Source organism: Mycobacteriales bacterium (assembly GCA_035995165.1).
Lineage (GTDB): Bacteria > Actinomycetota > Actinomycetes > Mycobacteriales > CADCTP01 > CADCTP01.
On the sequence record DASYKU010000091.1, the window covers coordinates 1 to 25243 of the forward strand.

The following is a 25243-nucleotide window of genomic DNA, read 5'->3' on the forward strand; positions in this document are numbered from 1 at the left end:
GTTGCTGAGCGTCCGTTCTCGATGCGCGTCGTTGGGCATCAGCGCGACAACCGGCATCTTCGCGTCAATCAGCGCGATCGGCCCGTGCTTCAGCTCGCCGGCCGGGAACCCCTCGGCGTGCATGTACGCCAGCTCCTTGAGCTTCAGCGCACCCTCCAGCGCCACCGGATAGCCGACGTGCCGGCCGAGGAACAGCACGGCCTTCGAGCCGGCGATGTCCCGGGCCAGCTCGCGCACCGGCTCCACCACCGACAGCACCTCGGCGATCAGCGCCGGCATCGCCTCCAGCGCGGCGAACTCCCGGGCGACCTCGTCGCCGTACTTGGTGCCCTTCGCGCCGGCCAGCGCCAGCCCCACCAGCTGGGTGGCGGCGATCTGGGCCAGGAACGTCTTGGTCGAGGCGACGCCGATCTCGGGCCCGGCGCGGGTGTAGAGCACCGCGTCGGACTCCCGCGGGATCTGCGCGCCGTTGGTGTTGCAGACCGCGAGCACGCGCGCCTTCTGCTCCCGCGCGTGCCGGATCGCCTCCAGCGTGTCCATCGTCTCGCCGCTCTGCGAGATCGCGACGACCAGCGTGTCCCGGTCCAGCACCGGGTCCCGGTAGCGGAACTCCGAGGCCATCTCGACCTCGACCGGCACCCGGGTCCAGTGCTCGATCGCGTATTTCGCGATCAGCCCGGAGTGGTACGCCGTGCCGCAGGCGACCACGAACACCTTGTCCACGTCACGCAGCTCCTGGGCGTCCAGCCGCTGCTCGTCCAGCACGATCCGGCCGTCGACGAACCGGCCCAGCAGCGTGTCCGCGACCGCGGCCGGCTGCTCCTGGATCTCCTTGAGCATGAAGTACGGATAGCCGCCCTTCTCGGCGGCGGCGAGGTCCCAGTCGACCCGGAACGGCATGGTCGCGACCGGCGCGCCCGCGAAGTCGGTCACCGTGTAGCCGTCCGCGGTGATCTCGACGACCTGGTCCTGGCCGAGCTCGACCGCGTCCCGGGTGTGCTCGACGAACGCCGCCACGTCGCTGGCCAGGAACGTCTCGCCCGCGCCCACGCCGAGCACGAGCGGGGAGTTGCGGCGGGCGGCGACCAGCCGGTCCGGGTCGCCCTGGTGCGCGATGACCAGCGTGAACGCCCCGTGCAGGCGCCGGCAGACCAGCCGGACGGCGTCGGCCAGGTTCCCGCCTGCCCCGGCGGAGCCGGCCGCTGACAGAGCCGAGAGTTCGGCGGCGACCAGGTGCGCGACGACCTCGGTGTCGGTCTCGCTGCGCAGCTCGATCCCCGCGGCCTCCAGCTCGGCCCGCAGCGGTGCGAAGTTCTCGATGATCCCGTTGTGGATGACCGCGACGGAGTTGGCCGTGTCCAGGTGCGGGTGCGCGTTGCGGTCGGTCGGCGCCCCGTGGGTGGCCCAGCGGGTGTGCCCGAGGCCGGTGGTGCCGTGGATCCCGGCCGGGTGCTCGGCGGCCAGCGCCTTGTCCAGGTTCTCGATCCGGCCGGCCCGCTTCTCGACCACCAGCCCGCCGTCCAGGACCGCCACTCCGGAAGAGTCGTAACCCCGATACTCCAGGCGCCGCAGCCCTTCCAGCACCACATCCAGCGCCTGCCGGTGCCCGACGTACCCCACGATGCCGCACATGGTCCGTCAGAGTACGGGAGTACCTTTGTGGTCACTCGGTGACACAGAGTAAGATGTGCTGGTCACGTCGGCGATCGGGGGGTCGATGACGAGCAGCACGACCACGGCCGGGCCAGCCCGGCTGGAAGCGGAGTACCGCCGGCTGCTGGAGCGGGTTCCGGCCTGGGCGGACGGCCCCGGGGTGATCGTGGGGTTCGCCCGGGCCCGTCGACCCACTCCCCAGCCACAGACGCGAGAGCCCGCCGGTCGCCCCGTGACCGACGGGCACTCGCCATGTCAGAGGGCCCGGCTCCCACGGAGCCGGGCCCTCTGGCTGCGTACGGGAGCGCCCGCGTCAGGAGGTGGAGACGGCGGCGGCGACGCGGTGGGCGATGGCGTCGGCGATGTCCTGCGTCGGGGCCTCGACCATGACCCGGACGATCTGCTCGGTGCCGGACGGGCGCAGCAGCACCCGGCCGTCCTCGCCGAGCTCGATCGACGCCGCCTCGACCGCGGCGACCACGGCCGGCGCCGCCGCCACCCGGGCCTTGTCCGCGACCGGCACGTTGATGAGCACCTGCGGCAGCCGGTGCACGACCCCGGCCAGCTCCGCCAGCGGTACTCCCGCTCCCGCCACCCGGCCCAGCAGCTGCAGTGCGGTGAGCAGCCCGTCGCCGGTGGTGGCCTGGTCGGCGAAGACCACGTGCCCGCTCTGCTCGCCGCCGAGGGACAGGTCCTGCTCCCGCAGCGCCTCCAGCACGTACCGGTCGCCGACCGGGGTGGTGACGACCGCGACGCCGGCGTCGCGCATCGCGTGGTGCAGGCCGAGGTTGCTCATCACGGTGGTGACGACGGTGTCGGACTTCAGCAGGCCCTGCTCCCGCAGCGCCAGCGCGCAGACGGCGAGGATCGCGTCCCCGTCGACGATCGCGCCGTCGGCGGAGACGGCCAGGCAGCGGTCCGCGTCCCCGTCGAAGGCGATCCCGACGTCGGCGCCGGTCGCCCGGACGGTCTCGACCAGCCCGGACAGGTGGGTGGAGCCGACGCCGTCGTTGATGTTCTCGCCGTCCGGCGCGGCCGCGATCGCGATCACCTCGGCCCCGGCGCGGGCCAGCACCGCCGGTCCGACCAGCGAGGCGGCCCCGTTGGCGCAGTCGACCACGACCCGCAGGCCGTCGAGCTGGTGCCCCAGCGTGCCGAGCAGGTAGCTCGCGTAGCGGTCGGCCGCGTCGGGCAGGGCGCGGGCCCGGCCGACGCCGGCGCCGGTGGGCCGGGTCCAGCTCTCGCCGATCCGGGCCTCGATCTCGTCCTCGACCACGTCGGCCAGCTTCAGGCCGCCGCGGGCGAAGAGCTTGACCCCGTTGTCGGGCATCGGGTTGTGGCTGGCCGAGAGGACCACGCCGAAGTCGGCGCCGAGCTCGGCGGTGAGGTGGGCCACGGCCGGGGTCGGCAGCACGCCGACCCGCAGCACGTCCGCGCCCGCGCTGGTCAGCCCGGCGATGACGGCGGCCTCGAGCATCTCGCCGCTGGCCCGCCCGTCCCGGCCGACCACCACGGTCCGCCGGACGCCGCCGGAGCGCTCCGAGAGCACGTGCGCGGCCGAGACCGCGACTCCCAGTGCCACCTCGGGCGTCAGCTCGGCGTTCGCCAGCCCGCGTACCCCGTCCGTACCGAACAGCCGTCCCACGGGCAACCTCCATCGACCGGGCGCCCCGAGGACGCCGGTTCCGTGAAACGAGGGGCGACTTACCGCTTGGAGTACTGCGGCGCCTTGCGCGCCTTCTTCAGGCCGTACTTCTTGCGCTCCTTGACCCGCGGGTCGCGGGTGAGGAAGCCGGCCTTCTTCAGCGCCGGGCGGTCGTCCATCTCGACCTCGATCAGCGCCCGGGCGATGCCGAGCTGCAGCGCGCCGGCCTGGCCGGTGATGCCGCCGCCGTTGAGCAGCGCGACGACGTCGTACTGCTCGTTCTTCTCGAGGATCACCAGGGGCTCACGGATGTGCTGCTGGTGCACCTTGTTCGGGAAGTACTCCTCGAGCGTGCGCCCGTTCAGGGTGAACTGGCCGGTCCCCGGGATGAGCCGCACCCGGACGATCGCCTCCTTGCGACGGCCGACGGTCTGGATGAGCCGCGGGCTGTCGTACGCGACAGAGGCGATGGGGGCGATGGGGGCGATGGGAGCCGGGGCGGTGGGCTGCTCGATGGGGTCGGTCACGTAATCCCTTACTGCGCGATCTGGATGATCTCGAACGGAACAGGCATCTGCGCTGCGTGCGGGTGGTCCGGACCCGCGTACACCTTGAGCTTGGTGAGCATCTTCCGGCCCAGGGTGTTCTTCGGCAGCATGCCCTTCACGGCCTGCTCGATGACCCGCTCGGGGCGCTTGCGCAGCAGGTCGGCGTACGTCTGCTTGCGCAGCCCGCCCGGGTAGCCGGAGTGCCGGTAGGCGAACGTCGTCTCGGCCTTGTTGCCGGTCATGACGACCTGCGCGGCATTGACGACGATGACGAAGTCACCGGTGTCCACGTGCCGGGCGAACTGCGGCTTGTGCTTGCCCCGCAGCAGGATCGCCGCCTGGCTGGCCAGGCGACCGAGCACCACGTCGGACGCGTCGATGACGTGCCACGCGCGGGTGACCTCGCCGGGCTTGGGGGTGTACGTGGGCACGGGACTGCCTTCTCTTCTGCTCGGAGCGGGGAGGCACACCTCGTGCGCCAGCGATCGAGGGTACCCGCGGGCCGCCGACCGGGTCAAAAGAGGGTCCCGGCCGGCGCCCCGCGGGGGCTCACACGGACCGCTGGTACGAGGAGAACGCCCGGGCCGCCAGCGCCGCCGCGACGACCGCCAGCGCGGCCAGCGCCGCCAGCCGGGTGCCGACCAGGCCCCAGTCGACGTCCTGCGCCAGCGCCTGCCGCCCGATGACCACGGCCCAGTCCACCGGGTTCCACCGGGCGATCGCCGCGATCCAGCCCGGCAGGTGGTCGGCGGGCACCAGCATGGAGGAGAGGAAGGACAGCGGCAGCACGACGAAGTTCACCGCCCCGATCAGCGACTCCTGGCTGCGCAGCAGCAGCGCCAGCGCGTTGGAGTACGACGCGAACGCGGCCGCGAGCAGGATCACCGCCAGCAGGAACACCAGCAGCACCCCGACGCCGCCGGGGAACCGGGCCCCGGTCGCGTACCCGAGGGCAAGGATCACCAGCGTCTGCACCACGGTCGTGACCTGCTGGTTGAGCAGCGAGCCGGTCATCACCGAGCCGCGCCGCACCGGCGAGACCAGCAGCCGGTCCATCACCCCGCGCTCGGCGTCGGTGATGAAGCCCATCCCGGTCCAGCCGCTGGCGAACAACGCCGACATGACCACGATCCCGGGCGTCAGGTACCCGAGGTAGTCCCCGGTCGGCGAGGGCACCACGTTCTCGAACAGCGCCCCGAACAGCAGCAGCCAGACCACCGGCTGCACCAGCGTGATCGCGACGAACCAGGGCTGCCGGACGAGTGCCCGCACGCCCCGGCCGGCCAGCACCACCGCGTCGCTCATCGGCCCGCCCCTTCCAGCTCGGGGGTGGCCTCGGCGGAGAAGGCGCGGCCGGTGTGCCGCAGGTAGACGTCGTCCAGGGACGGCCGGGCCACGGTCACCGAGGCCGGGACCAGTCCGGCCGCCTCCAGCCCGGCCAGCACCGCCGGCACCGCCCGGGCGCCGTCGTCGACCCGGGCCCGCAGCGTCCGCCCGTCCAGGGTGACCTCGCGGACGCCGTCCAGCCGGGGCAGCCCGGCCGGCTCGGTGGCCAGCTCGACCACCAGCGCGTCCCCGCGCAGCTCGCTCTTCAGCTGCTCGGCCGTGCCCTCGGCGACCACCCGGCCGCGGTCGACGATGACGAGGCGGTCGGCCAGCCGGTCGGCCTCCTCCAGGTAGTGCGTGGTGAGCAGCACGGTCAGCCCCTCGTCCCGGGCCAGCCCGGCGACCAGCGCCCAGAGCTCGGACCGGGCCTCCGGGTCCAGCCCTGTGGTCGGCTCGTCCAGGAACAGCACCCGCGGCCGGTGCACCAGCCCCATGGCCACGTCGAGCTTGCGCTGCATGCCGCCGGACCAGGTCCGGACCAGCCGCCCGGCGGCGTCCTCGACGCCGAAGCGGCCCAGCAGCTCGGCCGTCCGGGACCGCAGCGCGGCGCCGCGCAGGCCGTACAGGTGGCCCTGCAGGAGGAGGTTCTCCCGCCCGGTCGCCTCCGGGTCGACGGCGTGCTTCTGGAACACGCAGCCGATCGCGCGCCGGACCGTGTCCGGGTGCCGGTCCACGTCGTGGCCGGCGACGACCGCGCTGCCGCCGGTCGCCTTGGTCAGCGTGGTGAGGATCTTGACGGTGGTGGACTTGCCGGCGCCGTTCGGGCCGAGCAGCCCGGACACGGTCCCGGCCGGGACGGCGAGGCTGACGCCCCGCACCGCCCGGACCGGCCCGGCCTTCCCGCCGGGATAGGCCTTGACCAGGTCTTTCGCATCGATGGCCAGGTCGTCGGACACGAGCACTCCTTCGTACGGGCGGAGCGCGCTGGCTATCGTGAGGGTGCGGTCCTGCGGGCCGGCGCTGCTCCGGTGGTGTGGTTCGCGGGGTTCCGGTCCGGCGGGGTGTTGGCGCACCCCGCCGGACTCAGCTCTGGGAGGGCAGCCGGAGGGGCTCCACCTCCTCACCGGCGGCGTACCGCCGCTGCGCCTCCCGCCAGTACGCGACGCCGTCGAGGCTGCTGTCGGCGATCGAGGCGGCCAGCTTCTCCACGAACTCGATCTCGGCCTGGATCTGGCTGTGCCGGTAGTCGGCCTCGATGAGGAACAGGTGCGGGACGCCGAGGTCGGCCGCGTACCGCTGCATCTCCCGGGCGGCCTGCTGCTGCGAACGCAGCTGGGCCGCACGCTGCTGGAGCAGCGAGACCGCGGCGTCCGGGGGCAGCCCGCCGATCATGGACAGCCCGGCCTCGAACGCCGGGTACTCCTTCGCCGGCGTGCCGATCAGCTCGCCGAGCCAGTCCACGAACTCCAGCCGGCCGGGCGGGGTGATCTCGTAGACCGTCCGCTCCGGGCGGCGGCCGTCCTTGACCGTCTCCTTCGGGGCGATGAGACCGTGTTTCTGCAGCGACTCGACCACCGAGTAGAGCGAGCCGTAGTTGAGCTTGATCGACTCGTGCTTGCCGCGCTCACGCATGATCGTGGCCATCTCGTACGGGTGCATCGGGCGCTCGGCCAGACAGGCCAGCACGGCCAGGGCCAGCGGGTTGCTCACCTTCCGGCGCGCCATCACGGAACCTCCAGCTCAATTACTCGAACCCGAGTATCTGAACGTGAGTATCCCGTGTCAAGTACGGCGTTGGGCCGGGCGCCCGCTGATCCGGATGGACGCCCGGGACTCGAAGTCCTGCCTGGTGACTCTCATCGGGGTCGTCGAGCACGCGCCGGCGCGGTCGACGGCGGCCTGATCGGCCGTCGGGGCCGCCGCCCCTTTTGCGGCGTGTACTGTCCACATCGCACGGTCCGCAAAGGACTGATCCCTCCCTTTGCGTACGCGTCCGGTCACGGTGCGAAGTATCATCTCGGTTCTGATTGCAGACCCTCTCGCGCTGGCGAAGTATTCGGGCCTCCCCCCAAGCCGCGCAGTGCGAGGAGGTCCGGCGTGTCGGCAGTGCTCGCCTATCTGCCCAGGGGCAACACCCTCAGTGACGAGGAGTGGCACCGCCGGCACAGGTTGCTCCAATGGGTCCTGGCTGCGCACATCCCCGGGCTCTTCGTCTTCGGCGTCCTGCGGCACTTCGCCGCGGCCGACGTCGCCGAGACGCTGGCGCTGCCGCTGGCCTGCCTGATCGTCGGGCACCTGCTGCAGTCGCGGCGGCTCGCCTCCGCGTTCGTCACGCTCGGGCTCGTCTACTGCTCGGCCGCGCTGGTCGGCTTCTCCGACGGCGCGATCGAGGCCCACTTCCACTTCTTCATCATGATCGGCTTCATCGCGCTCTACCAGGACTGGATCCCGTTCCTGCTGAACATCCTGTTCACGGTGCTCAGCCACGGGATCGGCTCCAGCTTCGTGCCGGACCTCATGTTCAACCACACCTCGGCCCAGGAGCACCCCTGGGAGTGGTCGCTGATCCACGGTGTCGCCGTGCTGGCCGCCTGCGTCGGCGTGGTGTTGTTCTGGAAGACCACCGAGGACGAGCAGGTCCGCTCGCTGCAGCTGACCCAGGAGCTCGCCGACGCCGAGATCGGGCGCCGCCGGTTCACCTCCGACCTGCTGGTCAACCTGGCCCGCCGCAACCAGAACCTGCTCTACCGGCAGCTGGACCTGCTCAACGACCTCGAGGACAAGGAGCGGGACCCGGACGCGCTGGCCGACCTCTTCCGGCTCGACCACCTGGCCACCCGGATCCGCCGCAACGCCGAGAGCCTGCTGGTGCTCTCCGGCGAGGAGTCGCCGCGGATCTGGCGCGAGCCGGTCGCGCTGGTGGACGTCGTGCGGGCCGCGATCGCCGAGATCGAGGACCTCGACCGGGTCGACGACGCGATCGACGAGACCCTCTCGGTCTCCGGGCGCAGCGTCGCCGACCTCACCCACCTGTTCGCCGAGTTGCTGGAGAACGCGGTCCACTTCTCCCCGCCCGGCGTGACCGTGGTCGTGCGCAGCCGGCCGCTGCCGAGCTCGCCCGGCACCCGCCTGGTCACCATCGAGGACTGGGGCGTCGGCATGACGGCCCAGGAGGTGGCCGAGGCCAACGACACGCTGCGGGCGCCGCGCGAGGTCGACCTGTCGGTCTCCCAGCGGCTGGGCCTGCACGTGGTCGCCCGCCTCGCCCAGCGGTACGGGATCTCCGTCGAGCTGACACCCACCCCGGGCGGCGGGGTCACCGCGGTGGTCCTGCTGCCGCCGGTGGTCTTCGAGCGGTCTGCCGTGCTGGTCGGGGCGACCGCCGCCCCGGCGAACGGCGGGTACGGCGGCGGGTTCAGCACGCCGCGCGGCGCGGTCCCGGCCGGCGGCTTCGGTACGCCGCCGGGCGGTACGCCGGCCGGCGGCTTCGGTACGCCGCCGCCCGCCGCGATGCCGACGGGCCGGCCGGTCGTCAACGGGGCGGTCAACGGTAACGGGGCGGTCGCCCCGGCCCGGCCGCTCCCGGCCGGGCCCGTGCCCTCGATCCCGGTGCAGACCGGGTCCGCCGGCGGGGCCGCCCCGGGCGGTCCCGTTCAGACCGGTCCGGCCAGTGGTCCGGTTCCGATGGGCAGCCCCGTCCCTCCGGCCTTGCCGACCGGTCCGGCCAGCGGGCCCGTACAGACCGGTCCGGCCAGTGGGTCCGTGCAGGTGGGTCCGGCTAGCGGGCCCGTGCAGGTGGGTCCGGCCAGCGGGCCCGTGCAGACCGGTGCGGCCGGCGGGCCGGTTCCGATGGGCGTTTCCACCGGTCCGGCCGGCGCCCGCCCGGCCCGGCCCGGAACGGCCCCGAACGGCGGGCCGCCGCCCACCACCGCCACGAACGGCCTGAGCGCCGCCGGCACGGCCACCCCGGTGCGCCCGCCGGCCCCGCCCCGGGCCATCCCGCCGCGGCCGACGCCGCCGCTGCCGCCCACCCAGCCGGCGCCCGCGGGCGATCCCGGCCTCCAGCTGCCTCGCCGTGGCCCCGGGGAGGCACTCAACCGCAGCCGGCTCGCCCGGCCCGGCGACGGCCCGGCCGGCGACCTGCCCGCGGCACCGCGGGAGCGCATGACCCAGCTGCCGGCGCCGTTCCAGGCCCCGGCGACCGCGGGCGGCGACGGCGCGGCCCAGCCCGGCGGCGAGACCGACGACAGCTGGTCGAGCTGGTGGAGCCGGACCACCCCGGGGGCCGGCGGCGAGCCCCGGCCGGAGCCGGACCGGCCGACCCCGCAGAACGGCAACGGCCCGCCGGACCCGGATCCGGACCCGCTGCCCGAGCCGCGGCCGCCGGCCGACGACGAACCGCAGCTGCGCCGGCGCGTACCGCAGGCCAACCTGGCGGCCGGGCTGCGCCGGGAGACCGAAGCGGCCGCGGCCGAGGAGACCCCGGTCGTCCGCGACCCGATGACCGCCCGCAACGCGCTGTCCCGCTTCCAGGCGGCCCAGCGCGCGGCTCGCAGCCAGGTCGACGGTGACCAGCCGGAAGGCGGACCGGCCCGATGAGCTACCCGATCGCCGCCGGCCGCCAGCTCGACTGGCTGGTCGACGACTTCGCCCGCCGCGTGCACGGCGTCCGGCACGGTTTGGTCGTGTCCGGCGACGGCCTGCGGCTGGCGGCCTCCGAGGGCCTCTCGATCGGCCTGGCCGACCAGCTCTCCGCGGTCGCCTCCGGGCTGGTCAGCCTGACCCGCGGCGCCGCGCAGTGCTTCCGGGCCGAGCCGGTCCGCCAGACCATCGTGGAGATGGCCGGCGGCTACCTGTTCGTCACGTCGATCTCCGACGGCTCGGCGCTGGCCGTGTTCGCCGACGCCAGCTGTGACATCGGCGTCGTCGGCTACGAGATGACCATGCTCGTCAGCCGGGTCGGGCAGCTGCTCACCCCGGCCGTCCGCGGGTACGGCATACCGTGACCGAACCCACCGGTGGCGGCCGGGTCGTCCCGTCCTACCTGCTCACCCGCGGCCGGACCCGGTCCCAGGGGGCGGAGCTGCCGCTGGAGGCGCTGGCCACGGTCACCGACTTCGGCCGGGAGCGCTACCCGGGGCTGCCCCGGGAGCGCCGCGACATCCTCGACCTCTGCGCCCAGCCGACCTCGGTGATGGAGGTGGCCGCGCACCTGCACGTACCGCTGGGGGTCGCGCGGGTGCTGGTCGGCGACCTCGCGGCCGGTGACTACCTCACTGTGCACATGCCACGCCAGGCCGACGGGCCGCCGCCCGCCGAGATCCTGGAACGACTGCTGGAGGGACTCCGTGGGCGTTGAGCGGCGCGAGCCGCCCGTTCCCGTCAAGATCATCATCGCGGGGGGATTCGGGGTCGGCAAGACGACGTTCGTGGGGGCGGTCTCCGAGATCCCGCCGCTGCGGACCGAGGCGCTGATGACCGAGCTGTCCGAGGGCGTCGACGACCTGACCCACATCAAGGGCAAGACGACGACGACCGTGGCGATGGACTTCGGCCGGATCACCGTGGACGAGCAACTGGTGCTCTACCTCTTCGGTACGCCGGGCCAGGACCGCTTCTGGTTCATGTGGGACGACCTGTCCCGCGGCGCCGTCGGCGCGGTCGTACTGCTGGACCTGCGTCGGATCGACGACTGCTTCGCCGCGATCGACTACTTCGAGGACCGGCGGGTGCCGTTCGTGGTGGCGATCAACGACTTCCCGGGCGCGCACGTGTTCTCCGACGCGGCGGTCCGGGACGCGCTGGCGCTGCGGCCGGACCAGCCGCTGCTGCGGACCGACGCCCGGCATGCCGGGGCGGCGCTGGGCACGCTGATCGCGCTCGTCGAGCACGCGCTGGCCCGGGTCACCGCGGCCTGAGTCCACCGTGGGCAGAGCGTCCCGTTGCCGAAGACCAGCGTTTCCCACGCCAGCGCCGCGTACGCCGGTCCGGACACCAGGACCCGGGCCGGGCGGCGCTCGATCAGGCGCCGAGGAGCGCCTCCTGCAGCGTGTCCTCGGCGTCCTGGACCGACCCGGTCATCCGATAGCGGTGGGCGAGCAGCTCCCGCCGAGGCGACGCGACCAGCTCCTCGAACTCCACCTAGCGAACTCTGTCCACTCTGGACACGTCCCACACCGGCTCGGGCGTCTCGACCACCGCCCCGTCCGTGCCGAAGACCAGGAAGCGGTCGAAGGTGCGGGCGAACCAGCGGTCGTGGGTCACCGCCAGCACCGTCCCCTCGTACGCGGCCAGCGCCTGCTGCAACGCCTCGGCGCTGACCAGGTCGAGGTTGTCGGTCGGCTCGTCCAGCAGCAGCATCGTGGTCCCGGACAGCTCCAGCAACAGCACCTGCAGCCGGGCCTGCTGGCCGCCGGAGAGCAGGTCGAAGCGGACGTCGGCCTGTTCGTTCAGCCCGTACCGGCGCAGCAGGCCGACCGAGCGCCCCCGGTCCATCCCGGAGCGCCGGTCGTCGCCGCGCCAGAGGATCTCCACCGGCGTCTTGCCGGCCAGGTCCGGGCGCTCGTGCGTCTGCGCGAACAGGCCGGTGACGACCCGGGCGCCGAGCTTGGCCGCGCCGGCGTGCGCGACCGGCTCCCCGGCCAGCAGCCGCAGGAAGTGCGATTTGCCCGAGCCGTTGGAGCCGAGCACGGCGACCCGCTCGCCGAAGAACACCTCCAGGTCGAACGGGTGCATCAGCCCGGTCAGCTCCAGCCCGACGCAGGTCAGCGCGCGGACCCCGGTACGCCCGCCGCGCAGCCGCATCGCCACCTGCTGCTCCGCCGGCCGCTCCGGCGGCGGGCCGGCCGCCTCGAACTTGGCCAGCCGGGTCTGCATCGCCTTGTAGCGCGAGGCCATGTCCGGGCTGATCTTCGCCTGCTGCTGCAAGGTCCGGACCAGCTCCTTGAGCCGGGCGTGCTCCTCCTCCCAGCGCTTGTGCAGCTCGTCGAGCCGGTCCAGCCGGGCCTCGCGGGCCGCCGCGTACGTGCCGAACCCGCCGCCGTGCACCCAGGCCGAGTGCGCCTCGACGGTCACCACCCGGTCGGCCACCCGGGCCAGCAGCTCCCGGTCGTGGCTGACGAACAGCACCGTCTTCGAGGTCTCCCGCAGCCGGTCCTCCAGCCAGCGCTTGCCCGGCACGTCCAGGTAGTTGTCCGGCTCGTCCAGCAGCAGCACCTCGTCCGGCCCGCGCAGCAGCGTCTCCAGCGCGAGTCGCTTCTGCTCGCCGCCGGACAGCGTGCGCACCATCCGGTGCTGGGCCCGCTCGAACGGGATGCCGAGCGCGGCGACCGTGACCGTGTCCCAGGTGACCTCGGCGTCGTAGCCGCCGGCGTCGCCCCAGGCGGCCAGGGCGCCCGCGTACCGCAGCTGGGTCGGCTCGTCCTCGGTCTCGGCCAGCGCCCACTCGGCCGCCTCCAGCTCGGCGCCGGCCTCGCGCAACGACAGCGCGGCCAGGCCGAGCAGGAACTCGCGGACCGTCGTGTCGTCCCGGATCGAGCCGATGAACTGGCGCATCACGCCCAGGCCGCCGGAGCCGGCGACGCCGCCGGAGGTCGGCGTCAGGTCGCCGGAGACCACCCGCAGCAGCGTGGTCTTGCCGGCGCCGTTGGCGCCGACGAGGGCGGCCTTCGTGCCCTCGCCGACCCGGAAGCTGACGTCGTCGAGCAGCATCCGGCCGTCCGGGAGCAGCACCGAGACATGACCGACGTCCACATACCCCATGCCCCCAGTGTCCCTGCTCGGGTCATCCCGTTTTCCCGAGCAGCCGCTCCGGGGAGTCGACGCCGCGAAGGCCGGCGCCTGCTCCAGCATGGCCAGGAAGTTGCCCTCGACGTCGCCCCCGCTCCGTCGCTGCGCCGGCGAGATGGCCGATCCGTCCGGGCCGGCCTCGGTCAGCACGCCGCGGGCCCGCGCCAGCCAGCCGCTCTCCACCGCCCAGTCGCCGAACACGCCGCCGCTGATCCAGCCCAGCGTACGGGCCGCGCGGGCGGCGCCGGCGGTCCGGTCCTCCCGCCGGTACGCCGCGTAGGCCTGCTCGTACCGGGCCGCGGCGGTCGCGTAGTCGCCCTGGAAGTAGAGGTCCTCGGCGGTGCCGCTCGAGGACCTCACCCTCACCGGGCGGCGGCGCGGTCACGTCCCGATGGTGACACGCGCCGCCGTACGGGTCAGCCCTTCTCGCAGCCGAACCCGTCGCCGTCGCTGTCCAGGCCGAACGGGTCGCTGCCGACGACCCGGACGGTGCCGTAGACGTAGTTCGGGCCATTGCCCTTGCCGCTGGAGCAGTCGTAGTCGCCGATGCCGTCCTTCAGGCACTGGCCGACGTAGCTCGGGTCGCAAGTGGACGGTGCCGGTGCCGGCTTGGGCGCGGGCTTCGGCTTCGGCGCGGGCTTCGGCGCGGGCTTCGGCGCGGGCTTCGGCGCGGGCTTCGGCTTCGGGGTGGCGGTGGTCGGCGCGGACGTCGTCGGCGCGGCCGTGGTGGTCTCCGGCGCCGCCGTCGTGGGCGGCGGTGTCGTCGTCGGCGCGGCGGTGGTGGTGGTCGCGGCGACGCTCACCCCCGGCGGCTCGAACGACGACGCCTTTGTCGTGGGCGGCCCGCAGGCCGCCAGCAGAAGGATTCCTGCGCCCGCCAGCGTGATGCGGACGCTCCTGTCCGGCCGGATCCGCGCAGCGCGCAGCCCGGCGAGAACTCGCCTCATGAAAACAGTGCTCCCGTGTCGATCCGACGCGGTCCGGGTCCGGGCCGCCGGTCCCCCCAACGGACCGTGGATGACCGTATGAGGTCTGCGACTACGGGCGCAGTCGAATCGACAAGGTCAGACCTATCAGCGTGGGGCTATGCACTCGCGGGGGATGAAGGCCCAGGTGTCGCCGGCGTCGTACCGGATGGCGGCGGACCGGCCGTCACCGGTCGTGTAGCGCCAGCCCACCGGCGTCCCCGGGCCGAGGTCGAACCTGAAGTCGTGGTGCGCGCCGCCGCGATAGTTCCCGTACAGCCCGGCGCTCTGGCAGACGACCTGGTACGGCGCGGTCAGCCGGTCCGGCACCCCGTCGCCGTTCGTGTCGATGCCCGCGGCCGGGGTGTGCGCGGAGTCGCCGAGCGGCAGTCGCCCGGCCGGCCCGCAGGACGGCGCGTTGGCCGTCCCGGTGCCGGTGGTCAGGGCACTGGCCAGCACCCAGGCGCAGCCGTCGAAGTTGCCGAACGCGTGAATCGACCATAACGGACGGCAGGGACCGAGGGCTAGGGTTGTTCACCCAACCGGGTCGGCTCGCGCTCGGCCATTCGGCGGCGCTGGGGTTCGACGACGTACTTGGGGTCCTCGGTGGACTGGATGCCGGCGTGCAGGATGGCCAGCCGCTGGAAGAGGCTCCCGGCCATCAGCGCGACTCCGGACAGCACGGCCGCGAGGCGGGAGCGGCGGCCGAGCAGGGCGGCTCCGGCCCCGCCGGCCGCGGTCAGCGCGGTCGCCCGCTTCAGGTGGACCGCCGCCTTCCCGGTCTGGTACGTCTCCCCGATCATCCCGAGCCGCTGCTCCATCAGACGGGACACGGTCAGCTCGGCCGCGGCGCCGGCCACGGCCAGCCGCCGGGCCGGGGCGGCCTGGTCCAGCGGCGCCACCACCATGCCGAGGCCGCCGGCCGAGGCGGCCGCGCTGGAGGTGAACACGAACGGCAGCTCGGCGTGGGCGGAGTTCCAGGCCGGCACCGCGGTCTGCGCCAGCAGGACCGCCCCGTACGAGGCGACGCCCGGCGCGATCGCGGCCGCGGCCAGCCCGGCCGGCCGGCCGAGCGCGCCGATCAGCCGCCCCGGCACGGTCTTCCGCCACCGCGGCGGCACCAGCTCCGACGCCGCCGCGAGCCCGATCCCCGGCCCGTACGCGACCAGCAGCCAGGTGCCCATGCTCATCGGCGAAGTCGGCTTGGCCACCCGCAGCATGTGGTGGAAGCGCTCGGGCCGGCCCAGGTCGGCGATCAGGTAGTACGACCCGGCCGCGAGCGCGGCCAGCCCGGTCAGCCGGGTGCCGCGGCGCAGCGCCGGCCGGCCGGTGAGGTCGGCGCCGGCGGCCAGCAGCGCGCAGCCGCCGGACAGCCCGCCGGCGAAGAAGTAGTACGCGATCTTGTCTTCCCAGGCCGGGGTCTTGAGGATCTGCCGCCCGTAGTACGAGCGGAACTCCGCCCGCGGCACCATCGGCTGCTCCCGCGAGCCGTCGTCGCGGACGTTGGGCCCGCGCCGGCCGCCGGGCGCCCCCGACCGCTCCACCCGGTCGCCGGGGCCGGCCGAGGAGGGCCGGTAGTCCCCCTGGTCGCGGGCGAGCGGCCGGTCGCCGTCGCCGCGGGTCATCCGCGCCCGCCGAAGACCGCGCCGGCCACCGCGGTCAGCGCGGCCGCCGCCAGCCCCGCGTACGTCCACATGCTGCGGATGTCGCGGGCCGGCACGACCGGATCCGGTGGGAAGCCGTACACCTCGGGCTCGTCGAGCAGCAGGAAGAACGCGCCGTTGCCGCCGACGCCGTCGTCCGGATCCTCGCCGTAGAGCCGGGCCTCGCCGACGCCCTGCGCGTGCAGCTCCTCGACCCGGGCCGCGGCCCGCACCCGCAGCTCGTCCAGGTCGCCGTACTGGATCGACTGGGTCGGGCAGGCGGTTGCGCAGGCCGGCATCAGGCCGTCCTTCTGCCGGTCGTAGCACATCGTGCACTTCCAGGCCCGGCCGTCGCCCTCCCGCCGCTGGATCACCCCGTACGGACAGCCGGAGACGCAGTAGCCGCAGCCGTTGCAGATGTCCTGCTGGACCACGACCGTGCCGAACTCGGTCCGGAACAGTGCGCCGGTCGGGCAGACGTCCAGGCAGCCCGCGTGCGTGCAGTGCTTGCAGACGTCCGAGGACATCAGCCAGCGGAACTCCTCGCGGTCCTCCACCCCGGACCCGTCGCCCGGCTTCGAGAACGACGGCATCCCGAGGTCCACTGTGGACGGTGCCGGTGCCGGTGCCGGTGCCGCGGGCTGCTCGATGAACGCCACGTGCCGCCAGGTCGACGCGCCGAGCGCGCCGGTGTTGTCGTAGGACAGCCCGAGCAGGTTGAACCCGTCGTCGGGCACGTCGTTCCACTGCTTGCAGGCGACCTCGCAGGCCTTGCAGCCGATGCAGATCGAGGTGTCGGTGAAGAATCCCTTGCGGGCCGGGTGATCCGCGGGATAGCCGGAGTCGCCGGCCGGGTCGTGCTGCGGCCCGGAGAGCGCGTGCTCAGCCATAGAACTCCTCGGGGTCGTGCGCGCCCTCCAGGTGCGGCTTGCCCGCACCGGGACCGGTGGTGGCGACCGCGGTCCCGGTCTCGACCGTGATCCCGGCCCGCTGCCGGTAGTCCGCGACCAGCGCCAGCAGCTCGGCCCCGTGCGGCCGGCGGCCGGCCCGGACGTCCACCGTGGTCACCTTGGACTCCTGGATCAGCACGTTCGGGTCCAGCACCACCCCGAACAGGTCGTTGGCCGCGTCGCCGGTCACCAGCCCGGTGTACCCCCAGTGATAGGGAACCCAGACCTGGTGCACGACCCGATCCTGCACCCGCAGCGGCCGCAGCCGCTCGGTGACCAGCACCCTGGCCTCGATCGCGCTGCGGCTGGTGACCAGCGTGGCCCAGCCCAGGTGCTCCAGCCCGCGCTCGGCCGCCAGCTGGGGCGAGACCTCGACGAACATCTCCGGCTGCAGCTCGGACAGGAACGGCAGCGTGCGGCTCATCCCGCCCGCGGTGTGGTGCTCGGTCAGCCGCGACGTCGACAGCACGTACGGGAAGACCTCGGAGTGCTCCTCCGGCGGCGAGGGGTTGGACGGGTTGTCCTCCCGGCCGTAGACCTTGCGGGTCGGGTTGGCCTGCTGCGCGTAGAGCGCGTTGCGGAACGGCGACTCGTGCGGCTCGTAGTGGGTCGGCATCGGCCCGTCCTGCAGCCCGTTCGGCACGAACAGCCAGCCCTTGCCGTCGGACTGCATGATGAACGGGTCGTCCCCGCGCAGCGCGGCCGGACCGGACGCACCCTCCGGCGGCCGGTACGACGGCGCCTTGGTCACCTCGAAGTCCGGGGTGTCCCGGCCGACCCACTTGCCCTGCTCCTCGTCCCACCAGACGTACTTCTTGCGCTCGGACCAGGGCTTTCCGGACGGGTCGGCCGACGCCCGGTTGTAGAGGATCCGGCGGTCGGCCGGCCAGGCCCAGCCCCACTCCAGGTACGCCTCGTGCTGCTCGGAGCGGGGCTTGCGCCGGGCCGCCTTGTTCACGCCGCCCGCGTACACCCCGGTGTAGATCCAGCAGCCGCAGGAGGTGGAGCCGTCCGCCTTGAGCTCGGTGTAGGCGTTGAGCAGCCCGTCCGGGCCGTAGCCGTTGATGGCCCGCAGCACCGATTCGGCCGACGGTTCCGCGGCCAGCCCCGGACCGCCGCTGGTCTCGTAGTCCCAGTTGAGGTCCTTGACCGGCAGGTCCCGCGGGTCGGTGGAGGCGGCCAGCCGGTCCCGCAGGATCCGGCCCAGGTGGTAGAAGAACCAGAGCTCCGAGCGCTGGTCACCGGACGGCTCGACCGCCTTCTCCCGCCACTGCAGCAGCCGCTGGGTCTGGGTGAACGTGCCCTCCTTCTCCACGTGCGACGCGGCCGGGAAGAAGAACACCTCGGTCTTGCAGGTCTCCGGGGCGATCTCGCCGGTCTCGATCTCCGGCCCGTCCTTCCAGAACGTGGCGCTCTCGATCATCGCCAGGTCCCGGACCACCAGCCAGTCCAGGTTCGCCATCGCCAGCCGCTGCATCCGGCCGTGCACCGAGCCGATCGCCGGGTTCTGGCCGAGCAGGAAGTAGCCCCGGACCAGCCCGTCGATCATGTCCATCGTGGTCCGGTACGTGCCGTGGTCGCCGGAGAGCCGGGGCAGGTGGTCGTAGCAGTAGTTGTTCTCCTCGGTCGCCGCGTCCCCGAAGTACTCCTTGAGCAGCGAGATCGCGTACGCGTCCGCGTTGCGCCAGAAGCCCTTCTGGTTCTGGCCCCGCAGCGAGCCGATCCACTCGTCCAGCGAGTGGTTGCTCGCCGCGCTCGGCATCGCCAGGTACCCGGGCAGCAGGTTGAACAGCGTCGGCACGTCCGTGCTGCCCTGGATGCTGGCGTGCCCGCGCATGGCCATGATGCCGCCGCCGGGCCGGCCCAAGTTTCCCAGCAGCAGCTGGATGATCGCGGCCGTCCGGATGTACTGGACGCCGACGCTGTGCTGGGTCCAGCCGACCGCGTACACGACCGCGGCGGTGCGCTCGCGACCGGACGCGCTGACCCAGGCGTTCGCGACGTCCAGGAACTGCTCCTTCGGCACGCCGCAGACCTGCTCGACGACGTCGGGCGTGTAGCGGGCGAAATGCCGCTTGAGGATCTGCCAGACGCAGCGCGGGTGCTGCAGCGTCTCGTCCCGGGGCGGGTCGCCGTGCTCCATCGCCGGGCCGCCGGACTCGTGCTGCATGCCGCCGGCCTGTTCCTTCTCCTCCGCGCCGGAGCCGCGCGACTGCGGCTCCATCCCCTCGTAGTGCCAGGATGCCGGGTCGTACGAGGCCGAGTCGGGCTTGTAGCCGGAGAACAGCCCGTCCAGGTCCTCGGCGTCCCGGAAGTCCTCGCTCACGATCGTGGCCGCGTTCGTGTACGGCAGCACGTACTCGCGGAAGTCCAGGTCGTTGCTCAGGATGTGGTTGACGATCGCGCCCAGGAACGCGATGTCACTGCCCGCGCGGAGCTGCACGTAGGTGTCGGCGAGCGCGCTGGTCCGGGTGAAGCGCGGGTCGATGTGGATGATCCGCGCGCCCCGGGCCTTGGCCTCCATCACCCACTGGAAGCCGACCGGGTGCGCCTCGGCCATGTTCGAGCCCATGATGACGATGCAGTCCGACTCGGCCAGGTCCTCTTGCGTGTTGGTGGCGCCGCCGCGCCCGAAGGAGGTCCCCAGACCGGGAACGGTGGAGGAGTGTCAAATACGGGCCTGGTTCTCGATCTGGACCGCGCCGAGCGCGGTGAACAGCTTCTTGATCAGGTAGTTCTCTTCGTTGTCCAGGGTGGCGCCGCCGAGGCTGGCGAAGCCGAGCGTCCGCCGCACGACGTTGCCGTTGTGGTCGCGGTCCTGCCAGCCCTCCCGGCGCGCGTCCAGCACCCGGTCGGCGACCATCTCCATGGCCGTGCCGAGATCGAGGTCGACCCAGTCGGTCGCGTGCGGCGCGCGGTAGCGGACCTTCTGCTCCCGGTGCGGCCCGGTCACCAGCTGGGCCGAGGCGCTGCCCTTGGGACAGAGCCGGCCGCGGCTGATCGGCGAGTCCGGGTCGCCCTCGATCTGGGTGACCTTGCCGTCGGTGACGAACACCTGCTGGCCGCAGCCGACGGCGCAGTACGGGCAGACGCTGCGGGCGACCTTGTCGGCCGTCCGGGTCCGCGGGGTCAGTCCCTTCGAGCGCGGGCTCTGCGCGGCGGCCCCGCGGCCGAGCGGATCGGCTCCGGTGAGCTGCCGGTAGACCGGCCACCCCTCGACGAACGTCCGCACACCCACGCCGTCTGCCCTTCCCTCTCCGGCGGAGCCTAACCACGCCCGCGGATCAGTCCTCCAGCAGGCCCGCCTCGTAGGCGAGGATCGCGGCCTGGGTGCGGTTGGCCAGGCCCAGCTTGGTCAGCATCCGCGACACGTACGTCTTGATCGTCGCCTCGGTCATGTACGCCGTCTTCCCCGCCTCCGCGTTGGACAGGCCGTGGCCGACCAGGATCAGCACCTCGCGCTCCCGGTCCGAGAGCGGAGCCAGCCGGCGTTGCGCGGCGAGCTTGCGGGTGTCGTCGCGGCCCTTGACGTACTCGGCCAGCAGCCGGCGGGTGACCGCCGGGGACAGCATCTCCGAGCCCTCGGCGACCGCGCGGACGGCGGCCACGATCTGCCGCGGCGGCGTGTCCTTGAGCAGGAAGCCGGAGGCCCCGGCGGCCAGCGCGGCCACCACGTACTGGTCGGTGTGGAAGGTGGTCAGGACGGCGACCTTGGGCGGGTCCGGGCGGGACAGGATCGTCTTCGCGGCGGCCAGCCCGTCGACCCGGGGCATCCGGACGTCGATGAGCACCACGTCCGGGCGCAGCTCGCCGGCCAGGGCGACCGCCTCGGCCCCGTCGGCGGCCTCGCCGACCACCTCCAGGCCGGCCGACTCGAGGACCGTACGCAGCCCGAACCGGACCAGCTCCTCGTCGTCGGCCAGCAGGACCCGAATACTCATGCCGGCAACACCGCCTCCACGCCGAAACCGCCGTCCAGGCGCGGTTCCGCCCGCAACGTCCCGCCCACCGTACGGACCCGCTCGCGCAGGCCGATCAGGCCCAGTCCCCCGCTGGGCAGCGGCGGCTTCGACCGGGTCGCCCGCCGGTTGAGGATCGTGACGGCCAGCTCGGCCTCGCGCTGGTCCAGGGTCACGGTGACCGGTCCGCCGGGCGCGTGCTTGCTGGCGTTGGTCAGCGCCTCCTGCACCACCCGGTACACGGTCCGGCCCACGGTCGGGTCGAGCTCCCGGGGCATCCCGCAGCGGGTCAGCGTGACGTCGACGCCGGCGTTGCGGGAGTCCTGGACCAGCTCGTCCAGGTCGTCCAGGCCGGGCTGCGGGGCCAGCGGGGCGTCGTCCGGGTCCTCCTGCAGCAGGCCGAGCAGCTGGCGCAGCTCCTCCAGCGAGCGGCGGCCGGCATCCTGGAGCTGGCCGGCCAGGGTGCGGACCCGCTCCGGGTCCTCGGCGGCCATGTCGACCGCGCCGGCCTGCAGGACCATGAGGCTCACCCGGTGCCCGACCACGTCGTGCATCTCGCGGGTGATCCGCGCCCGCTCGGCCAGCACGGCCTCGCGCGCCCGCAACTGCTGCTCCTGTTCTGCCCGCTCCACCCTGTCTCGCAACGCGGTGATGAGTTCCGCGCGGGCGCGTACCCAGAGGCCGAAGACGGCCGGCAGGACCAGCAGCAGGGCGACGATGATGAAGTTGTTCAGCGTCTCCGTACCGGACGAGAACTGCCAGGGCGCCAGCGCGATGAGCCCGGCCAGGCCGAGGCTGATCCAGCGGATCCGGCCCGCCGGCGCGTAGCGGACCACCGCGTACGCGGCGAACGGCAGCGCGCCGGAGACCTCGCCGCTGACCACCCCGTCCAGGGCGGCGGCGGCCAGCAGCCAGAGCGGCCAGCGGCGCCGGATCAGGATCGCGGCCGCGGCCAGCAGGCCGGTCGCGATGATCGAGGCCGCGCGGGCGTCCCCGTGCGGTGGGACCTGGAGGGTCACCACCGCGATGACGATGATGCCGAGCCCGAGGGCTATCGCCCCGTCCAGCATCCACGAACGCCTGCGCATGGGCAGAGCGTAGGTCCGGGCCCGCGTCGGGCTCCGTCTCCGGAAGGTGCGGACCCGATCCACTTTCGATGACGGATCGGCGACTTCCGGCCACTTCGGCGACCCCCGGTCCGGCGGCACTGTGATGGCACCACCGAGCGAGGAGAAACGCAGAGATGATCACCGTGACCGGACTGACCAAGCGCTACGGCGACCGAACCGTCGTCGACGACGTGTCCTTCGCCCTCGAGCCCGGCACCGTGACCGGGTTCCTCGGCCCCAACGGCGCCGGCAAGACCACCACGCTGCGGATGCTGACCGGGCTGGTGCCGCCGACCTCGGGGTCGGCGCTCATCGACGGCCGGCGCTGGGCCGACCTGCCCAACCCGGCCGCGGTCGGCGGGATCCTGCTCGACGCCGGCGCCGTGCACCCCGGCCGCACCGGGCGTACGCACCTGGCCATCCTGGCCTCGACGCTGGGCGTGCCGCTGCGCCGGGTGGACGAGCTGCTCGACGAGGTCGGGCTGGCCGGGGCCGGACGGCGCCGGATCCGCGGCTACTCCCTCGGCATGCGGCAGCGGCTCGGCATCGCCGCGGCCCTGCTGGCCGACCCGGCGCTGCTCGTGCTGGACGAGCCCGCCAACGGGCTGGACCCGGAGGGCATCCGCTGGATGCGTGGCCTGCTGCGCGGGCACGCCGCCCGCGGCGGCACCGTCCTGCTGTCCAGCCACCTGCTCGGCGAGGTCGAGCACACCGTGGACCGGCTGGTCGTGATCGGCTCCGGCCGGGTCGTCGCGGACGGGCCGATCGGGACCCTGCTGGCCGGGGACGGCGTCCGGGTCCGGGCGCTGGACTCCCTCGGCCTCGCCGCGGCGCTGCGTACGGCCGGGCAGGCCGTGTCCGAGACCGACGGCGTGCTGACCGTGTCCGGGGCGAGCGCCGAGCAGGTCAGCCGGATCGCCACCGCGTCCGGGCACGTGCTGACCGACCTGCGGCCCGCGGACCGCGGGCTCGAGGACCTCTTCTTCCAGCTGACCGCCTGATCACCCTTCTTACCTCGCTAGGAGCCCACCATGACCGCCGTCCTGGACCGCCCGACCACTACCGTCGCCGCCCGCCCGCTGACCGAGCGGCGCCCGCCGCTGGCCCGGCTGACCGCGCTGGAGATCCGCAAGTCGCTGTCCACCCGCTCCGGCATCGCGCTCACCGCCGCAGCCGCCGTGCTGCCGGCCGGCGCGATCGGGCTGATGCTCGCCCTCGGCGAGCAGCCGCCCGGCGCCGCCACCATGCTGGCCCTGCTCGGCACCCTCGTCGGGATGCTGCTGATCGCGGTCGGCGTGCTGTCCACCGCGGGCGAGTGGACCCACGGCACCGTGCAGACCTCGTTCATCGCGGTCCCGCGGCGGGGCCGGCTGATGACCGCCAAGTACGCCGCCGCCGCGCTGCTCGGCGGTGCGATCGCCGCAGTCGTCGTCGGCACCACGTTCGCGGTCGCCGCCGTCGGCGCCGGGCCGGACTTCTCCTGGGACCACCTGCTCGTCGCCGTCCTCGCGACGATCGGGGCGGGAGCCGCGATCACCGTGGTCGGGGCCGGCATCGGCGCCACCGTCGGCAACGCGCCGGCCGCGCTGACCGGGACGTACCTGGTCCTGCTGGTCGGGATGAGCGTGCTGAACGGGGCCAAGCCGACCTGGGGCAAGGACATCGACCCGCTGAGCGCGATGTTCGACCTGATCGAGGGCGACGCCGCGGCCCGTCCGATCGCGGTGCTGGCCGGCTGGCTGATCGTCACGACCGTCGCCGGCATCGCCGTCACCCGCCGCCGCGCGGTCTCCTGAACCGCACCCCGCCCAGGGCCGGCTCTCCTTCCGGGAGCCGGCCCGGTCGCATGTGCGCCTAGGACAGGGTGCGGATGCGGCGGGTGGTCTCGACCCGGGCCGCGAGGCCGGCATCCGAGGGGTAGCCGATCTCGACGAGGGTCAGGCCGTGGGCGGGGGCCACGGTGATCTCGCTGCTGCGGTCGGCGCGGGCCAGCTGCGCGGCCGGCCAGTCCGGCGGCCGGCGCCCCTCGCCGACCGCGAGCAGCGCGCCGACCAGGCTGCGCACCATCGAGTGGCAGAACGCGTCGGCCCGGACGGTCGCGGTCAGCACGCCGTCCGCGCCGCGGACCCAGTCCAGCTGCTGCAGCGCCCGGATCGTGGTCGCGCCGTCCCGCCGCCGGCAGAACGCGGCGAAGTCGTGCTCGCCGAGCAGCCGGTCGGACGCCGCCTGCATCGCGTCCCGGTCCAGCGGCCGGGGCCAGCTCAGCGTGTCGTACCGGCGCAGCGGGTCGGCCGCCGCCGGGTCGTCCACCACCCGGTACGCGTACCGCCGCCAGATCGCGGCGAACCGGGCGTCGAACCCGGCCGGCGCCGGCTCGAGGGAACGGACCCGGACGTCGGCCGGCAGCATCCCGGCCAGTCGCCGCACCAGCCCCAGCGCCAGCGCGTCGGGCGGCAGGTCGGCGTGCGCGACCTGACCCACGGCGTGCACGCCCGCGTCCGTACGGCCGGCGACGGTGAGCGCGACCGGCACCCGCAGCACCCGGGCCAGCGCCTGCTCCAGCTCGCCCTGCACGGTCCGCCGCCCGGGCTGCGTGGCCCAGCCGGAGAACCCGCCCCCGTCGTACGCGATCGAGAGCCGGACACGGACGAGCCCGCCGTCCCCGGAGGGAGCGGCGGGCTCGTCGTCGTACGGCATGGTCAGGACTTCGCGGAGTCCCCGTCCTCGGCGGACTCCTCAGTGGAGTCCTCGGCGGGCTCCTCGATGGAGTCCTCGGTGGAGTCCTCAGTGGACTCCGCAGCGGCGTCCGCGTCCGCCGCGTCCAGCTCGTCAGCCTCGGCAGAAGCAGAAGCGTCCTCCGCCTCCTCGGCCTCGATCTCGGCCGCCTCGGCCAGGTCGGCCCCGGCCGCGCCGCCGCCCGCCGCCGCACCCGCGGCCCGGGCCCGCGCCCGGCGGGACTGGAACCGGGTACCCCGGGCCCGCTCCGCCTCGCCGACCGCCTCCTGCGCCACGGTCATCCCCTCGACGAGCGAGATGACCGCCATCGGCGCGTTGTCGCCCTTGCGCGGGCCGGCCTTGATGATGCGGGTGTAGCCACCCGGCCGCTGCGCGAACCGCGGGCCGATCTCCGCGAACAGCGTGTGCACCACGTCCTTGTCCCGCACCACGGTCATCACCCGGCGCCGCGCGGGCAGGTCACCCTGCTTGGCGAAGGTGATCAGGCGCTCGGCCAGCGGTCGCAGCCGCTTGGCTTTGGCCTCCGTGGTGGTGATCGAGCCGTGCTGGAACAGGGACGTGGCCAGGTTCGCCAGCATCAGTCGCTGGTGCGCCGGGCTACCGCCGAGACGGGGCCCCTTGGTGGGCTGAGGCATGACGAAGAATCTCCTGGTGGGAAGGGAAAACTAGAGCTGCTCGGTCTCGGCGTAGTCCGAGTCGCCGGCGTTGTCGTAGTCGTCGGTGCCGTAGGTGTCCACGACGTTCGACGGGTCGAACCCGGGCGGGCTGTCCTTGAGCGCGAGGCCCATCTGCGCGAGCTTCATCTTGACCTCGTCGATGGACTTGGCCCCGAAGTTGCGGATGTCGAGCAGGTCCGCCTCGCTGCGCGAGATCAGCTCGCCGACGGTGTGGATGCCCTCCCGCTTGAGGCAGTTGTACGAG

25 protein-coding genes and 1 pseudogene are annotated in these 25243 nt (G+C 73.5%); 7 read left to right on the forward strand and 19 right to left on the reverse strand.

Annotated features, from left to right (window positions below; translation table 11 throughout):
* The 7 genes from glmS to VGP36_14870 form a co-directional block, all read right to left on the reverse strand.
* The coding region (gene glmS / locus VGP36_14840; GenBank protein HEV7655990.1) for a glutamine--fructose-6-phosphate transaminase (isomerizing) at positions 1–1632 on the reverse strand (1632 nt) is incomplete at its 3' end.
* A 334-nt stretch (positions 1633–1966) separates the two neighbouring features.
* The gene (glmM, locus tag VGP36_14845; protein ID HEV7655991.1) at positions 1967–3298 is read right to left on the reverse strand and encodes a phosphoglucosamine mutase; all 1332 of its coding nucleotides are present in this window, start codon (positions 3296–3298) and stop codon (positions 1967–1969) included.
* A gap of 59 nt (positions 3299–3357) precedes the next feature.
* The gene (rpsI, locus tag VGP36_14850) at positions 3358–3786 is read right to left on the reverse strand and encodes a 30S ribosomal protein S9 (GenBank protein ID HEV7655992.1); all 429 of its coding nucleotides are present in this window, start codon (positions 3784–3786) and stop codon (positions 3358–3360) included.
* 47 nt (positions 3787–3833) lie between these two features.
* Positions 3834–4277 carry a 50S ribosomal protein L13 gene (gene rplM / locus VGP36_14855; protein HEV7655993.1) on the reverse strand — a complete coding sequence of 148 codons (444 nt, stop codon included), beginning with the start codon at positions 4275–4277 and terminating at the stop codon, positions 3834–3836.
* A gap of 118 nt (positions 4278–4395) precedes the next feature.
* Positions 4396–5151, reverse strand: coding sequence for an ABC transporter permease (locus tag VGP36_14860; GenBank protein HEV7655994.1), 756 nt, complete (start codon positions 5149–5151; stop codon positions 4396–4398).
* Complete coding sequence (locus VGP36_14865; protein HEV7655995.1) at positions 5148–6128, reverse strand: ATP-binding cassette domain-containing protein; 981 nt, start codon at positions 6126–6128, stop codon at positions 5148–5150. Before VGP36_14865 ends, VGP36_14860 begins: the two co-directional genes overlap by 4 nt.
* A gap of 127 nt (positions 6129–6255) precedes the next feature.
* Positions 6256–6897, reverse strand: a complete 642-nt coding sequence (locus tag VGP36_14870; protein HEV7655996.1) for a PadR family transcriptional regulator — start codon at positions 6895–6897, stop codon at positions 6256–6258.
* A 43-nt stretch (positions 6898–6940) separates the two neighbouring features.
* Here VGP36_14870 and VGP36_14875 point away from each other — a divergent pair, with 43 nt between their 5' ends.
* The 5 genes from VGP36_14875 (at position 6941) to VGP36_14895 (ending at position 11090) form a co-directional block, all read left to right on the forward strand.
* Entirely contained in the window at positions 6941–7075 is a 135-nt protein-coding gene (locus tag VGP36_14875) for a hypothetical protein (protein ID HEV7655997.1), read from the forward strand.
* 194 nt (positions 7076–7269) lie between these two features.
* Complete coding sequence (locus tag VGP36_14880; protein ID HEV7655998.1) at positions 7270–9771, forward strand: ATP-binding protein; 2502 nt, start codon at positions 7270–7272, stop codon at positions 9769–9771.
* Positions 9768–10178, forward strand: coding sequence for a roadblock/LC7 domain-containing protein (locus tag VGP36_14885; GenBank protein HEV7655999.1), 411 nt, complete (start codon positions 9768–9770; stop codon positions 10176–10178). Before VGP36_14880 ends, VGP36_14885 begins: the two co-directional genes overlap by 4 nt.
* The gene (locus VGP36_14890) at positions 10175–10531 is read left to right on the forward strand and encodes a DUF742 domain-containing protein (GenBank protein ID HEV7656000.1); all 357 of its coding nucleotides are present in this window, start codon (positions 10175–10177) and stop codon (positions 10529–10531) included. The genes VGP36_14885 and VGP36_14890 overlap by 4 nt, the downstream gene beginning before the upstream one ends.
* A complete protein-coding gene (locus VGP36_14895; protein HEV7656001.1) occupies positions 10521–11090 on the forward strand; it encodes an ATP/GTP-binding protein in 570 nt (189 codons plus the stop codon). Before VGP36_14890 ends, VGP36_14895 begins: the two co-directional genes overlap by 11 nt.
* Positions 11091–11202: 112 nt before the next feature.
* Here the strand turns inward: VGP36_14895 and VGP36_14900 are convergent.
* From VGP36_14900 to VGP36_14940, 9 genes and pseudogenes are all read right to left on the reverse strand, one after another.
* Positions 11203–11313: pseudogene (locus VGP36_14900) on the reverse strand (RNA polymerase subunit sigma-70).
* Positions 11314–12933, reverse strand: coding sequence for an ATP-binding cassette domain-containing protein (locus tag VGP36_14905; GenBank protein ID HEV7656002.1), 1620 nt, complete (start codon positions 12931–12933; stop codon positions 11314–11316). It abuts the pseudogene before it with no gap.
* 443 nt (positions 12934–13376) lie between these two features.
* A complete protein-coding gene (locus VGP36_14910) occupies positions 13377–13907 on the reverse strand; it encodes a hypothetical protein (protein ID HEV7656003.1) in 531 nt (176 codons plus the stop codon).
* Between the two features lie 126 nt (positions 13908–14033).
* Positions 14034–14384 carry a hypothetical protein gene (locus VGP36_14915; protein HEV7656004.1) on the reverse strand — a complete coding sequence of 117 codons (351 nt, stop codon included), beginning with the start codon at positions 14382–14384 and terminating at the stop codon, positions 14034–14036.
* Positions 14385–14449: 65 nt separating this feature from the next.
* The gene (gene nrfD / locus VGP36_14920) at positions 14450–15397 is read right to left on the reverse strand and encodes an NrfD/PsrC family molybdoenzyme membrane anchor subunit (protein ID HEV7656005.1); all 948 of its coding nucleotides are present in this window, start codon (positions 15395–15397) and stop codon (positions 14450–14452) included.
* Positions 15398–15546: 149 nt separating this feature from the next.
* Positions 15547–16458: a 4Fe-4S dicluster domain-containing protein gene (locus VGP36_14925; protein ID HEV7656006.1), complete on the reverse strand. Its 912-nt coding sequence runs from the start codon at positions 16456–16458 to the stop codon at positions 15547–15549.
* A complete protein-coding gene (fdh, locus tag VGP36_14930; protein HEV7656007.1) occupies positions 16451–19756 on the reverse strand; it encodes a formate dehydrogenase in 3306 nt (1101 codons plus the stop codon). The genes VGP36_14925 and fdh overlap by 8 nt, the downstream gene beginning before the upstream one ends.
* Positions 19757–19802: 46 nt before the next feature.
* A complete protein-coding gene (locus VGP36_14935) occupies positions 19803–20459 on the reverse strand; it encodes a response regulator transcription factor (protein HEV7656008.1) in 657 nt (218 codons plus the stop codon).
* Entirely contained in the window at positions 20456–21565 is a 1110-nt protein-coding gene (locus VGP36_14940; GenBank protein HEV7656009.1) for a histidine kinase, read from the reverse strand. The genes VGP36_14935 and VGP36_14940 overlap by 4 nt, the downstream gene beginning before the upstream one ends.
* 155 nt (positions 21566–21720) lie before the next feature.
* Between VGP36_14940 and VGP36_14945 the strand changes: the two genes are divergently transcribed.
* A complete protein-coding gene (locus VGP36_14945) occupies positions 21721–22587 on the forward strand; it encodes an ATP-binding cassette domain-containing protein (GenBank protein ID HEV7656010.1) in 867 nt (288 codons plus the stop codon).
* Between the two features lie 30 nt (positions 22588–22617).
* Positions 22618–23382, forward strand: coding sequence for a hypothetical protein (locus tag VGP36_14950; GenBank protein HEV7656011.1), 765 nt, complete (start codon positions 22618–22620; stop codon positions 23380–23382).
* 58 nt (positions 23383–23440) lie between these two features.
* Here VGP36_14950 and truA read toward each other — a convergent pair whose 3' ends face one another.
* From truA to VGP36_14965, 3 genes are all read right to left on the reverse strand, one after another.
* Positions 23441–24283 (reverse strand): tRNA pseudouridine(38-40) synthase TruA, encoded by an 843-nt coding sequence (truA, locus tag VGP36_14955; protein HEV7656012.1) that lies wholly within the window; start codon positions 24281–24283, stop codon positions 23441–23443.
* A 2-nt stretch (positions 24284–24285) separates the two neighbouring features.
* Complete coding sequence (gene rplQ, locus VGP36_14960) at positions 24286–24957, reverse strand: 50S ribosomal protein L17 (protein ID HEV7656013.1); 672 nt, start codon at positions 24955–24957, stop codon at positions 24286–24288.
* 30 nt (positions 24958–24987) lie between these two features.
* The coding region (locus VGP36_14965) for a DNA-directed RNA polymerase subunit alpha C-terminal domain-containing protein (GenBank protein ID HEV7656014.1) at positions 24988–25243 on the reverse strand (256 nt) is incomplete at its 5' end.

Excerpts from the sequence above, each read along its gene's own strand:
- VGP36_14860 (HEV7655994.1), bottom strand. The coding sequence starts at position 5,151 with ATGAGCGACGCGGTGGTGCTGGCCGGCCGGGGCGTGCGGGCACTCGTC.
- VGP36_14870 (HEV7655996.1), bottom strand. The coding sequence starts at position 6,897 with ATGGCGCGCCGGAAGGTGAGCAACCCGCTGGCCCTGGCCGTGCTGGCC.
- VGP36_14885 (HEV7655999.1), top strand. The coding sequence starts at position 9,768 with ATGAGCTACCCGATCGCCGCCGGCCGCCAGCTCGACTGGCTGGTCGAC.
- VGP36_14905 (HEV7656002.1), bottom strand. The coding sequence starts at position 12,933 with ATGGGGTATGTGGACGTCGGTCATGTCTCGGTGCTGCTCCCGGACGGC.
- VGP36_14910 (HEV7656003.1), bottom strand. The coding sequence starts at position 13,907 with ATGAGGCGAGTTCTCGCCGGGCTGCGCGCTGCGCGGATCCGGCCGGAC.
- nrfD (HEV7656005.1), bottom strand. The coding sequence starts at position 15,397 with ATGGTGCCGCGGGCGGAGTTCCGCTCGTACTACGGGCGGCAGATCCTC.
- VGP36_14925 (HEV7656006.1), bottom strand. The coding sequence starts at position 16,458 with ATGGCTGAGCACGCGCTCTCCGGGCCGCAGCACGACCCGGCCGGCGAC.
- VGP36_14935 (HEV7656008.1), bottom strand. The coding sequence starts at position 20,459 with ATGAGTATTCGGGTCCTGCTGGCCGACGACGAGGAGCTGGTCCGGTTC.
- VGP36_14940 (HEV7656009.1), bottom strand. The coding sequence starts at position 21,565 with ATGCGCAGGCGTTCGTGGATGCTGGACGGGGCGATAGCCCTCGGGCTC.
- VGP36_14945 (HEV7656010.1), top strand. The coding sequence starts at position 21,721 with ATGATCACCGTGACCGGACTGACCAAGCGCTACGGCGACCGAACCGTC.
- VGP36_14950 (HEV7656011.1), top strand. The coding sequence starts at position 22,618 with ATGACCGCCGTCCTGGACCGCCCGACCACTACCGTCGCCGCCCGCCCG.
- truA (HEV7656012.1), bottom strand. The coding sequence starts at position 24,283 with ATGCCGTACGACGACGAGCCCGCCGCTCCCTCCGGGGACGGCGGGCTC.
- rplQ (HEV7656013.1), bottom strand. The coding sequence starts at position 24,957 with ATGCCTCAGCCCACCAAGGGGCCCCGTCTCGGCGGTAGCCCGGCGCAC.